This window comes from Pseudomonas sp. PDM14 (assembly GCF_014851905.1).
In the GTDB taxonomy this organism is placed as follows: Bacteria; Pseudomonadota; Gammaproteobacteria; order Pseudomonadales; family Pseudomonadaceae; genus Aquipseudomonas.
The window spans coordinates 411,741-423,857 of sequence record NZ_JACVAQ010000003.1 but is presented as its reverse complement, the minus strand read 5'-3'; the positions used below and the strand labels follow the sequence as shown (position 1 = coordinate 423,857).

Annotated in this window: 9 protein-coding genes; 7 read left to right on the top strand and 2 right to left on the bottom strand. The window is 67.2% G+C overall.

The genetic code is table 11. The features are described from left to right. Positions 1–20 precede the first annotated feature (20 nt). Positions 21–425 carry a hypothetical protein gene (locus tag IB229_RS21575; protein ID WP_192331994.1) on the top strand — a complete coding sequence of 135 codons (405 nt, stop codon included), beginning with the start codon at positions 21–23 and terminating at the stop codon, positions 423–425. Positions 426–645: 220 nt separating this feature from the next. Beyond that, entirely contained in the window at positions 646–1,308 is a 663-nt protein-coding gene (locus IB229_RS21570) for a TetR/AcrR family transcriptional regulator (protein WP_192331993.1), read from the top strand. A gap of 89 nt (positions 1,309–1,397) precedes the next feature. On the opposite strand, the gene IB229_RS21565 is transcribed toward IB229_RS21570, so the two are convergent. Beyond that, positions 1,398–2,318: a LysR family transcriptional regulator gene (locus tag IB229_RS21565; RefSeq protein WP_192331992.1), complete on the bottom strand. Its 921-nt coding sequence runs from the start codon at positions 2,316–2,318 to the stop codon at positions 1,398–1,400. 246 nt (positions 2,319–2,564) lie between these two features. Here IB229_RS21565 and IB229_RS21560 point away from each other — a divergent pair, with 246 nt between their 5' ends. The 5 genes from IB229_RS21560 (at position 2,565) to IB229_RS21540 (ending at position 10,847) form a co-directional block, all read left to right on the top strand. After that, a complete protein-coding gene (locus tag IB229_RS21560; RefSeq protein ID WP_192331991.1) occupies positions 2,565–3,596 on the top strand; it encodes a zinc-binding alcohol dehydrogenase family protein in 1,032 nt (343 codons plus the stop codon). 337 nt (positions 3,597–3,933) lie between these two features. Continuing rightward, positions 3,934–5,127 (top strand): sodium/glutamate symporter, encoded by a 1,194-nt coding sequence (gene gltS / locus IB229_RS21555; protein ID WP_192331990.1) that lies wholly within the window; start codon positions 3,934–3,936, stop codon positions 5,125–5,127. Between the two features lie 2 nt (positions 5,128–5,129). Continuing rightward, positions 5,130–6,644, top strand: coding sequence for a TAXI family TRAP transporter solute-binding subunit (locus tag IB229_RS21550; protein ID WP_192331989.1), 1,515 nt, complete (start codon positions 5,130–5,132; stop codon positions 6,642–6,644). Positions 6,645–6,713: 69 nt separating this feature from the next. Beyond that, entirely contained in the window at positions 6,714–10,607 is a 3,894-nt protein-coding gene (locus tag IB229_RS21545; protein WP_192331988.1) for a PAS domain S-box protein, read from the top strand. Positions 10,608–10,673: 66 nt separating this feature from the next. Further along, entirely contained in the window at positions 10,674–10,847 is a 174-nt protein-coding gene (locus IB229_RS21540) for a hypothetical protein (RefSeq protein ID WP_192331987.1), read from the top strand. A gap of 1 nt (position 10,848) precedes the next feature. Here IB229_RS21540 and IB229_RS21535 read toward each other — a convergent pair whose 3' ends face one another. Further along, a complete protein-coding gene (locus IB229_RS21535) occupies positions 10,849–12,036 on the bottom strand; it encodes a multidrug effflux MFS transporter (protein ID WP_192331986.1) in 1,188 nt (395 codons plus the stop codon). Positions 12,037–12,117 lie beyond the last annotated feature (81 nt).

Below are 12,117 nucleotides of genomic sequence, written 5' to 3'. Positions count from 1 at the left end.
ACCCGCCCCAGGAGCACGCCATGCAGGACGCCATGCAGGACGCCATGCGGCGATTCTTCGATGCCTTCATAGACGCCTTCGCCTCGTTCGACGGAACGCTCATCGCCGAACGCTACGCCGCGCCCTACCTGGCCTTCGATGCGGCGGGCGAGGCCCGTCTGTTCACCTGTCATGCCGACATCGGCGCGTACTTTCAGGGCATCGTCGACCAGTACTTCGCCGATGGCTGCAGGGCCTGTCGTTTCCACACGCTACAGGTCACGCCGCTGGGAGCCGGCGCGGCGCTGGCCAGCCTGAGCTGGGAGCTGCTCGACGCCCGAGCCGAAGTGCTCGGCGGCTGGCGCGAGTCCTACAACCTGATCCGGACGGCCAATGGATGGCGCATTGGCGTATCGACTGATCACGCCAACGCAAGCGACACCTGAATAGAGCTGGAACGCCCGTACCACGTGGCCTGCACCGAATCTTTGTGATCACTTTCCAGCGTAAAAAACCTGAGCGATTAGTCGGTTTTCTGGCGTTTTCGGGTCATTTTTTAACCCATCGTCTGAACAGCACGCGTTTTTGACGCAGGAGGGTTGTTTCGTGACTCGCCGTGGGTTATCTGTTCACACCCTGCCGTTGTTTTTTGTACGGAACCTATACATGCCCGCTCCAGCTTCCCCCCCTCCAAGTACCGGAAAACCGGCCGGCCGCATTCGCCAGAAGAACGAAAAAGCGATCATCGCCGCCGCCGAAGAACAATTTGCCCGCCATGGCTACAAAGGCACCAGCATGAACACCATCGCCCAGGCGGTGGGGCTGCCCAAGGCCAACCTGCACTATTACTTCAGCAGCAAGCTGGGGTTGTACGTGGCGGTGTTGAGCAACGTGCTCGACCAGTGGGACGCGACCTTCAACTACCTGAGCGTCGACGACGACCCGGCTGCCGCGCTGAGCAGCTACATCCGCGCCAAGCTGGAGTTCTCGCGCAACCAGCCGCTGGCCTCGCGCATCTTCGCCATGGAAGTGATCAGCGGTGGCGAGCACCTCAGCGGCCACTTCACCCAGGACTACCGCGACTGGTTCCGCGGCCGTGCGGCGGTGTTCCAGGCCTGGATCGACGCCGGCAAGCTGGACCCGATCGACCCGGTGCACCTGATCTTCCTGCTCTGGGGCAGCACCCAGCACTACGCTGATTTCGCCAGCCAGATCTGCCGCTTCACCGGCAAGAACAGCCTGAAGAAGGCCGACTTCGACGAAGCCGCCGACAACCTCGAACGCATCATTCTCAAGGGTTGCGGGCTCACACCGCCGCCGCGCAGCTAGCTCCGCCCACTCGCCTCACCCGCACCCTGCCATGGATGGCAACGCAGGCTGCACCACCCTCCTCCCGAGCACCCAGCAAACCCCCGGCTTCAGCGTGCCTGCCAGGGCGCCTGCGCCAGCAGCTCGGCGCAGCGTTGCTGGAGGAATTCGCGCAACAGGTGCACCGGCTTGCTCAACTGCGCACGATGGGCGCAGATCAGGTTCAGCGGCGTCGGCTCGCCGAGGTAGCCGTCCAGGGCCAATGTCAGACGCCCGGCCTTTACGTCGCCCGCCACGTCGAGCCAGGACTTGTAGGTCACGCCCTGCCCCGCCACGGCCCAGCGCCGCACCACATCGGCATCGTCGCTGACACGGTTGCCGGCCACGGTCACGCTCACCGTGCGCCGCCCTTCGCTGAATGCCCAACGCTCGTGCACGCGGCCACCGAGCATGTACAGCAGGCAGTTGTGGTCGGCCAGATCGTCCGGCTGCAGCGGGCGACCGTGGGCGGCGAAGTAGCTCGGCGCGGCACACAGCACGCGGCGGTTGGTGGCGGCCACGGGCAGCGCCACCAGGCTGGAGTCCTCCGGCTCACCGTAGCGCAGGGCGATGTCCACCGGTTGGCGGAACAGGTCGGTGACGCGATCGCTGAGCAGCAGGCGCAGGCTCAGCTGCGGGTGCTCGCGCTGGAATGCGTCGAGCCAGGGCAGCAACACGTTGCGCCCGAAATCCGACGGTGCCGACAGCTGCAGCACACCACTGATCGCGCTCTTGCCGCCGGCCAGCGCCTGTCGCCCTTCTTCCAGGCTCTGCAGCGCAGTACTGGCGTAAGCCAGGAACTGCTCCCCCTCGGCAGTCAGGCGCAGGCTGCGCGTGGAGCGAATGAACAGGCGCGCCTCGAGCTGCTGCTCCAGGCGCTTGAGCGCGGCGCTCGCCACCGCCGGGGAGCAGTCCAACGCCCGCGCAGCGGCAGACAAGCTGCCCAGCTCGGCGGTACGGGCAAACAGTTCGAGGTCGTCCAGGCGTAGCATCGCCGCCTCCATTATCAAAATAAGATTGAAAGAGACTCTAACCTGCACTGGTTTTTCTCGCCAATGAGATAGACCAACATGGCCCCACTCACTGCAGCGCCATCCGGTTGCATGTGAAAAGCGCTCGGCACAGCGCCGATGCCTGCTCAGAAATGGCGGGCTCGGCCCCTGGCTCGACGACTTTTCCTATGGAACCTAAGCTCTGCGTTCGCCTTGCATCCCGAGCCTGCCCAAGGAATCCCACGCATGAAAGCCATCGCCTACTACCAGTCCCTGCCCATCGACCATCCCGAAGCCCTGCTCGATATCGCGCTGGCCGCGCCGACACCCGGACCCCACGACCTGCTGGTCGAGGTCAAAGCCATCTCGGTCAACCCGGTGGATACCAAGATCCGCCGCAACGTGGCGCCTGCCAATGGCGAGGCCAAGGTACTCGGCTGGGACGTGGCCGGTGTGGTCGTCGCGGTGGGAGACGAAGTGCGCCACTTCCGCGCCGGCGATCAGGTGTTCTACGCCGGCGCCCTGGATCGCCCCGGTGCCAACAGCGAGCTGCACGTGGTCGACGAGCGCCTGGTCGGGCGCATGCCCGGCTCGCTGGATTTCGCCCGCGCCGCCGCCCTGCCGCTGACCGCGATCACTGCCTGGGAACTGCTGTTCGAGCGCCTGCAGATCGCCGAGAACCATCGTCATGACGGCAACCCCAACAATGCCCAGCAAACCCTGCTGATCGTCGGTGCGGCCGGTGGCGTCGGCTCGATCCTGGTGCAACTGGCGCGGCAACTCACCGGCGCCACGGTGATCGGCACTGCCTCGCGCCCGGAAACCCAGGCCTGGGTCCGCGAGCTCGGCGCGCATCACGTCATCGACCACAGCCAGCCGCTGGCCGCCGAGCTGGCGCGCATCGGCATCCCCCAGGTGACCCACGTCGCCAGCCTGACCAACACCGACCAGCACTTCGAGCAACTGGTCGAGGCCCTGGCGCCGCAAGGCAAACTTGGCCTGATCGACGACCCGGCGCAGCTCGACGTGGTCAAGCTCAAGCGCAAGAGCCTGTCGCTGCACTGGGAGTTCATGTACACCCGCTCGCTGTTCCAGACCGAGGACATGAGCGAGCAGCATCGTCTGCTCAATCGCGTCAGCCAACTGATCGACGATGGCGTGCTGAAGACCACCCTCGGCGAGCACTACGGCAGCATCAACGCCGCCAACCTGCGCCGCGCCCACGCGCAACTGGAAAGCGGCACGTCGCGCGGCAAGATCGTGCTCGAAGGCTTCTGATCACCGCCCCTCGTCACGCTGCGCCCTACAACGCCGCCCGGCCATGGCCCGGCGGCGTTTGCTTTTGCTGCCGAGCCCAACGACCTGCCGCCTTGGCTGGCTCCCCGCACGCGAGCACGACACTGAAACCGCAACGGGGGTTCGGACCACCGCCAAGGCGCAGCGCAAGGCTTTCCATTTGCACGCCAGGCGAACCTTCACGGTCGACAGGCGGTCATTCCTTAACTAGACATGTACCAGTCAACCACGGCAGCCAGGCTTTGCTCCTGTCCGTCCCGCAGGCCCGCCCGCGTCACCCCCCGACGCCGTGCGCCCTGCTCGCCCTAGGAGTGTCGATGTGACGTTGCAACCCGTGGAAACCCTTCTGGTCGCCGTGCTGGTCTTGCTGCTCGGACGGGTGATCAACCAGCTGATCCCCGTGCTGTCGCGCTACAACATCCCCGACCCGATCACCGGCGGCGTACTCTTCGCCGTCGCCTTCGCCCTGCTCGGGCGCTTTGCCAACCTCAGCCTGCAGTTCGACATGAGCATGAAGCCCAGCCTGCTGCTGGCCTTCTTCGCCGCCGTCGGGCTGTCGGCCAACCTGGCGCTGCTCAGGCAGGGCGGCAAGCGCCTGCTGCTGTTCACCCTGGCCCTGATTCCCTTCCTGTTCCTGCAGAATCTGCTCGGCGTGGCCATCGCCTGGGGCCTCGACATGCACCCACTGATGGGCCTGGTGGGCGGCACCATCACCCTGGTCGGCGGCCACGGCACTGGCGCGGCTTACGCCGAACGCTTCGCCGAGGTGAACAACCTGCAGTCGATCATGGAGTTGTCGATGACTTTCGCCACTCTCGGCCTGGTGGTCGGCGGCATCATCGGCGGGCCGGTCGCACAATGGCTGATCAAACGTCACCAACTCAGGGGCAGCCGCGCCCAGGGCGATGACGTCAGCGCCGAGGAGCTGCTCGCGGCACCGCCGGTGGACACGCGCAACTTCATCCTGGTGCTGGCCGCCACCCTACTGGCCCTGGTCGGCGGGCCGCTGCTGGCCGGGCTGGTTGGCGAGGGCGCGGTGACCCTGCCCGGATTCCTCTGGTGCCTGCTGCTCGGCGTGGTGCTGCGCAATGGCGCCGGGCTGCTGGGCGTGCACCTGAACGACAACGCCATCGGCCTGATGGCCTCGTTGACCCTCTCGCTGTTCCTGGTGATCACCATGATGACCCTGGACTTCAGCCAGATCGCCAGCGTCGCCGGGCCGCTGCTGCTGATGCTGCTCGGCCAGGCGCTGCTGGCCATGCTCTACTCCACCTGGGTGGTATTCAATTGCTGCGGCCGTGACTACGAAGGCGCCGTGCTGTCCGCCGCCTTCTGCGGCTTCGCCGTCGGCGCCACGGCCACCGCCATCGCCAACATGCAGGCCGTCGCCCAGCGCTACGGCCCAGCGCCGCAGGCGTTCGTCGTCGCGCCGCTGGTGGGCGCCTTCCTCGTCGACCTGCTCAATGCGCTGGTGCTCACCGGCTTCCTCAGCTTTCCGGGCCTGGGGGGTTGAACATGCCGCGTCTCTTTCTGCTTGCCCTGACCCTCCTGCTCGGCGCCTGCTCGCGCGGCCCGGACCAGGCGCAACTGCAGGCCGACCTGCAACGCCAGCTGGCCCAGGCCTTTCCCGCGCAGGTGCTGAGCATCACTGAGCTGCAGCGCCGCGGCTCGGCCACCGATGCCCATGCTCCGGAAGGCGAAGCGCGGGTGGTGGTGTACTTCGATGCGCAGCTGCGGGTCGAGCAGGACCAGGACTTCGGCTCCTGGGACTCGCCCGGCGTGGCCAGCCTGATCAGCGCCCTAGGTGCCGGCCCGCGCGGCGTCTCCGGGATCGAGAACGGCGGCAACCACCGGGGCGACCAGCTCAAGGTGCACGGCAGCCTGATCTACCGGCAAGCCGACGGCGCCTGGCACAGCGTGGTGCCACAGGGTTTCAGCGCGCCACGGGCACCGATGCCCGAGCAAGCCGGCGGCGTGCCCAGCGAACAGCTGGTCAGCGCCATCGGCACCGCGCTCAAGCTCGGCGACAGCGGCAACCGCGAGCGGGCAATCATCCGCGACGAGCTGGGTCGCTCGCTGAACAATATCCAAGGCCGCCTGAATCGCCTGCACAGCGGTTACGTCATGGCCGGCGGCCCGCAGGCCGGGCAGTACGCGCGCTTCGCCGATGCCCTTAGCGGCGTGTTGCGCGACAAGGGCATCGAGCTGCTGCCGCTGACCACCGCCGGTGGCCTCGACAACCTGCGCATGCTGCGCCGCGGCGAAGCGGTGCTGGCCCTGTCGCAGAGTGATGTCGCGCAGCAGGCCGTCAACGGCAGCGGGCTGTTCGCCAAGGACGGCGCCGACATCAGCCTGCGTGCCCTCGCCAGCCTCTACCCGGAACCGCTGCACGTGCTGGTACGCAGCAACAGCGAGATCTACAGCGTCGCCGAGCTGCGTGACAAGCGCGTCAGCCTCGGCCTCGCCGGCTCGGCCTCGCGCGACACCGCGCTGGCGGTGCTCAGCGCCCACGGCCTCGGCGTGCAGGACCTCGCCGCGGCACCGGCCCTGGACATGCAACAGGCGCTGACCCGCATGCGCGATGGCGAACTCGATGCGCTGTTCCAGGTGATCGGCGCCCCGGCCGACCAGATCCGCGCGGCCAGCGAAGCCCTCGACCTGCGCCTGCTGCCACTCGATCCCGACGCCATTGCGCGGGTCGTCGACCAGCGCCCCGGCACCTTCGCCTTCCAGCTGCCTGCCGGCACCTACCCGCAGCAACCGGCCGCCGTTGCGACCCTGGCGGTGAGCAGCCTGCTGCTCACCGACACCCAGCTGACCAACCGCGAGGCCGAGGAACTGGTGCGCCAGGTGTTCTCCCTCGACGCGCAGTGGCTGCAGCGCGGCAGCGTGCAGGGCAGCCAACTGTCCCTCGGCAACGCCCAGCGCGGCATCGGCATCCCGCTGCACGAAGGCGCGCAGAAAGCCCTGCAGGCACTCGAGGCCGACAGCCCGCGTGGCGCAACGGGCACCCCGGACAACAAGGACTAGACTCAAGGCGGGCGCCGCTCCCTGCGCAGCAGCGGTCGCCGGCTCATTCGTCACGTTCCGAGGTCCGTCATGCGCCAGACCGTCTTCTCCCGGCCGATGCGCCTGGCCGTCATCTACATCCTGTTCAGCGTGCTGTGGATTCTGCTCAGCGATCAGCTCCTGCTGCTGATGGTGCATGACCAGGTCACCCTGGCCGAACTGCAGACCTACAAGGGCCTGATCTTCGTCGCGGCCAGCAGCGTGCTGCTCCTGCTCATCGCCCGCCACGACCAGCGCACCCAGCAGCTGCTGCAGGACAGCCTGCGCCAGCGCGCCCTGCAACTGCAGCAGACCCAGCGCGAAGCCGGCCTCGGCACCTGGGAATTCGACGGCCGCTTCTGCTGGTCGGCCGAGGCGCTGCGCCTGCTGGCGCGCCCCGATGAAGACAACATCTGCACCACCGACGAACTGCTCGCCTGGCTGCACCCCGCCGACCGCAACGCCGTGTACCGCGGTCTGCAGACCCTGCTCGAAGGCGGCAGCCAGCTGCTGGTCAACGCCCGCCTGAACCTGCCGAGCAGCGAATCGACCGTGTGGCTGATGCTGCGGGGCTCGCTGCAACCCGGGGGGCATGCCCACGGCACCTTGCAGAACATCAGCACGCAGAAGCGCGACGAGCTGGCGCTGCGCGAGAGCGAGCAGCGTTTCCGCCAGCTGTTCGAGCAGACACCGCGCATCGCCGTGCAGGGTTACGACCGCGAGCGCCGGGTGATCTTCTGGAACCAGGCCAGCGCCCAGCTCTACGGCTACAGCATGGCCGAGGCGATGGGCCGGCATATCGAGGACCTGATCATCCCGCCAGCCATGCGTCACCAGGTGATCAGCGAAATCACCAGCTGGATGATCGGCGGCCCACCGATTCCCGCCGCCGAGCTGACCCTGCAGCGCCGCGACGGCAGCGAGGCGCACGTGTATTCCAGCCACCTCTTGCTGCGCAACGCACGCAACCAGCTGGAGATGTACTGCGTGGACATCGACCTCGGCGAGCAGAAGCGCACGCACGGCGAACTGGAAGCCAGCGAGGCGCGCTACCGCGAGCTGGTCGAGCAGTTGCACGAGGCGATCTTCCTCACCGACAGCAGCGGCCGCCTGACCCTGCTCAACCCGACCTGGGAAACCATCACCGGCTACAGCATTCGCGAGAGCCTGGGCCGGTCGCTGCTGGATTTCCTGGCGGACGACGAGCAACAGGTCGGCCACGAGATCTCGCGCATCCTCGCCCGCCAGAGCAACAGCTGGCAGGGCGAAACCCGCCTGCGCGAAGTCGACGGCCAGCACCGCTGGATCTCCCTGCGCCTGGCCGCCGGCGCGCAATACGGCCTGGGCCTGCGCGGCAGCTTCAGCGACATCCACGAGCGCCGCCAGACCCACGCCCTGCAAGAAGCGCGCAACGCCGTGCTCGACCAGTTGCTCGCCCAGCAGCCGTTGCAGCGCACGCTCGACGACATGGTCCTGCGCCTGCAACGCCTGAACCCGGAAATGCTGGTGTCGGTGATGCTGCTGGACAAGGGTCAGCTCAACCTGATCTCCGCGCCGAGCCTGCCCAACAGCTACAGCCGCGCCGTCGACGGCATCGCCGCGCAGACGCAGACCGGCAGCTGCGGGCATGCCGCAGCGACCGGCGAACTGGCCATCGCCGAAGACCTGCAGCAGCACCCGCACTGGCAGGCCTACCGCGAGCTGACCGCCCAGGCCGGGCTGCGTGCCTGCTGGTCGCTGCCATTCAAGAACGACCAGGGCGAGGTGCTCGGCACCTTCGGCGTCTACTACCGTCGCGTGGCACACCCGGCGCCGGGGGATATCGCCCTGGTCACCGAGTTCACCCGCCTGGCCGGCCTCGCGGTACGCCAGCACCAGCGCGACAAGGAACGCCTGCAGAGCGAACTGCGCTTTCGCGCAACCTTCGAGCAGGCCGCGGTCGGCATCGCCCACCTGGCGCCCGACGGCCACTGGCTGCGGGTCAACCAGCGCCTGTGCAAGATGCTCGGCTACAGCCGCGAGGAACTGCTCGAACTGACCTTCCAGGAAATCACCCACCCCGACGACCTGCACAGTGACCTCGAACAGATCCAGCACCTGCTGGCCGGCGACGTGACCAGCTACAGCCTGGAGAAACGCTATCGCCGCCGTGACGGCGAACTGTTCTGGGCCAACCTCAGCGCGACCCTGGTGCGCCACACCAACGGCTCGCCCAACTACTTCATCTCGGTGGTCGAGGACATCACCCTGCGCAAGGAACAGGAGCAGGCCCTGCACCAGGCCGCCACGGTGTTCGACAGCACCCAGGAGGCCGTGGCCATCGTCGATGCACGCCGCCGCGTGATCGCCAGCAACCCGGCATTCAGCGCCATCACCGGCCTCAGCGCGCAGCAGGCAGTGGGCAAGCGCCTGCCGCTCTACCCGGGCAACAGTGTGGAGCGCGCGCGCTACCGCACGCTATGGCGCAAGGTCGAAGAAAGCGGTCACTGGCAGGGCGAACTCACCGGCACCCGCCAGGATGGCGCGCCCTTTCCCTTCTGGTTGACCATCAGTCGCGTGCGCGACGGCGACCCGCAGCAACCGCAGTACGTGCTCAGCTTCACCGACCTCAGCCAGTACCGCGACAGCCAGGAGCGTCTGGCGCATCTGGTCCACTTCGACACCCTCACCGACCTGCCCAACCGCCTGTACGCCAGCGAGCGTCTCAACCATGCCCTGGAGCATGCGCAGCGCCACAGCGAACGGGTCGCCGTGCTGTTCTTCGACCTCGACCACTTCAAGACCATCAACGAAGGCCTCGGCCACAAGACCGGCGACGAACTGCTGATCGCCGTGGCCCGGCGCCTGCAGCAGCGCCTGCGCAACGAGGACACCCTGGCGCGGTTGAGCAGCGACGAATTCCTCGTGGTGCTGGAAAACCTGCAGCGCCCAGAGGAAGCGGCGAGTATCGCGCGCAACCTGCTCGACCTGCTGGAGCGCCCGCTGCAACTGAACAATGGCCGCGAGGTGTACCTGGGCGCCAGCATCGGCATCAGCCTGTACCCGGACGACGGCCTGTCCAGCGAAGAATTGCTGCGCAACGCCGACGCGGCCCTGCACCAGGCCAAGCTCGAAGGGCGCAATACCTTCCGCTTCTACACCCAGGGCCTGACCCACCAGGCGCACACCCGCCTGGCCATGGAGGCGCAGCTGCGCCAGGCGCTCAAACGCAACGAATTCAGCCTGCACTACCAACCGCTGCTGGACAGTGCCAGCGGCGCACCGATCGGCGTGGAAGCGCTGCTGCGCTGGAACAGCGAGCAGGGCATGATTTCCCCGGCCACCTTCATTCCCCTGGCCGAGGAAACCGGACTGATCGTGCCGATCGGCAACTGGGTGCTGCGCGAGGCCTGCCGGCAGATGCAGTTCTGGCGCCAGCAGGGCCTGACGCTGCAGTCCCTGGCGGTCAACCTGTCACCACGCCAGTTCCGCCAGGCCGACCTGCTCAAACAGGTGCGCGACGCCCTCGCCGACAGTGGCCTGCCAGCCGCCTGCCTGGAGCTGGAAATCACCGAAGGCGCACTGATGGACAACGTCGAGCAGGCGCGCGAGACGCTGATCGCGCTCAAGGCGCTGGGGCTGAAGCTGGCCATCGACGACTTCGGCACCGGCTATTCGTCGCTGGCCTACCTGCGGCGCTTCCCGCTGGACAAGCTGAAGATCGACCAGAGCTTCATGCACGGCGTCCCGGAGGATCAGGGCAACCTGGAGATCGTCGCCACCATCATCGGCCTGGCGCGCAACCTCAAGCTGCGCGTGCTGGCCGAGGGCGTGGAAACCAATGAGCAATTGCAGGCCCTGCGCGAATTGGGCTGCGAGCAGTGCCAGGGCTACCTGTTCAGCCGCCCGCTAAGCGCCGTCCACCTGGTCAACTGGCTGCGCAACGACCATCAGTCGGTGGGTTGACACAGGTCAGCAGCAACCGCCCCGGGCGCACTACACTGCAACCTCCGCAATCAACGGAGGCCACCGATGAACATCCTGATCAAACCGCTGCAGACCGCCCAGGGGCAACGCTGGCAGGTGCAGATGGACCAGCATGGCGTGAGCTTCACCAGCGAGAGCGAAGCCCGCGCCTTCGTCGCCACCCTGGAAAAACGCCTGCACGCACCGCACGTCCTGCCGCTGAAGCGCAGCGCAAGCTGACTCAGTAATCCAGGGTCGACGATCGTGCACCGCGGCTGCTGAACAGCGCCAGCGCCACGGTGCCGATGCCGCACAGGCAGATGACCAGCGCCATCGGCCGCGCCGTGCCGTCGTGCAGCACGCCGACCAGCGAAGAGGCGCACGCTGCCACCGCGAACTGCAACGATCCCATCAGCGCCGACGCACTGCCGGCCTGCGCGCCCTGCCCGGCCATGGCGCAGGCCGAGGCGTTGGGCAGGATGCACGACAGGCTGGCCATGCACAGGAACAACGGAATCAGCAGCGGCCAGAGCTGCGTCGGCTGGGCAATTGCCACGCCGAGTAGCGCCGCGCCCGCCGCCAGGTACAGCCACACCGTGCGTTTGAGCCAGTAGGCCGGGCCGCGATGGCGCAGCAACCAGCCGTTGAGCTGCGCGGTGAGGATGAAGCCTGCCGCGTTGGCGCCGAACAGCCAGCCGTAATCCTCCGGCGACAGCCCGTAGAGGCTGATGAAGACGAACGGCGAACCGGAGATGTAGGCGAACATGCCGGCCATGGCGATACCGCCGGTGAGGCCGTGGCCGATCAGCTGCCGGTCCTTGAGCAGGGTCACGTAGCGACCCAGGGCGCCGGGCAACGGCAGGTGCGGGGTATCGGCCGACATGGTTTCCGGCAGCCACCAGAGAATTGCCAGCAGGATCAGCCCGCCGAACAGCATTAGGCCGTAGAAGATCGACTGCCAGCCGAACAGGTTGAGCAGCAGGCCACCGCCCAGCGGCGCGAGGATCGGCGCCACGCCCATCACCAGCATCAGCTTGGAAAACACCTTGGCCGAGGCCAGCGGATCGCACAGGTCACGCACCACCGCCCGCGAGATCACCATCCCCGCACAACCGCCCAGGGCCTGGACGAAACGCATGAAGATCAGCCCTTCCAGGCTCTGCACCAGCGCGCAGCCGAACGACGCCAGGCTGAACAGCACCACGCCGACGAGCAGCGGCCGGCGACGCCCGTAGCGATCGGCCAGCGGGCCGTAGATCAGTTGGCCGAAGGCGATGCCGACGAAGTAGGAGGCGAGCGACAGCTGCACGTGTTCGACATCGGTGGCGAAGGCAATGGCCAGTGCCGGGAAACTGGGCAGGTAGAAATCGATGGCCATCGGGCCGAAGGCGCTGAGCGCGCCAAGGATGAGCAGAACAGACAACTTCATGGGCGATCCAGAAACGAACGCCGGGCCACGCGGCCCGACGTGATGCTACGGCGCCAGCGAGACCTCCCCGCCAGCACCAGG

Bases quoted from the DNA above. Each gene is read 5' to 3' on its own strand.
- IB229_RS21545 (WP_192331988.1), top strand. From the start codon at position 6,714: ATGCGCCAGACCGTCTTCTCCCGGCCGATGCGCCTGGCCGTCATCTAC.
- IB229_RS21535 (WP_192331986.1), bottom strand. From the start codon at position 12,036: ATGAAGTTGTCTGTTCTGCTCATCCTTGGCGCGCTCAGCGCCTTCGGC.
- IB229_RS21540 (WP_192331987.1), top strand. From the start codon at position 10,674: ATGAACATCCTGATCAAACCGCTGCAGACCGCCCAGGGGCAACGCTGG.
- IB229_RS21550 (WP_192331989.1), top strand. From the start codon at position 5,130: ATGCCGCGTCTCTTTCTGCTTGCCCTGACCCTCCTGCTCGGCGCCTGC.
- IB229_RS21560 (WP_192331991.1), top strand. From the start codon at position 2,565: ATGAAAGCCATCGCCTACTACCAGTCCCTGCCCATCGACCATCCCGAA.
- IB229_RS21570 (WP_192331993.1), top strand. From the start codon at position 646: ATGCCCGCTCCAGCTTCCCCCCCTCCAAGTACCGGAAAACCGGCCGGC.
- IB229_RS21565 (WP_192331992.1), bottom strand. From the start codon at position 2,318: ATGCTACGCCTGGACGACCTCGAACTGTTTGCCCGTACCGCCGAGCTG.
- IB229_RS21575 (WP_192331994.1), top strand. From the start codon at position 21: ATGCAGGACGCCATGCAGGACGCCATGCGGCGATTCTTCGATGCCTTC.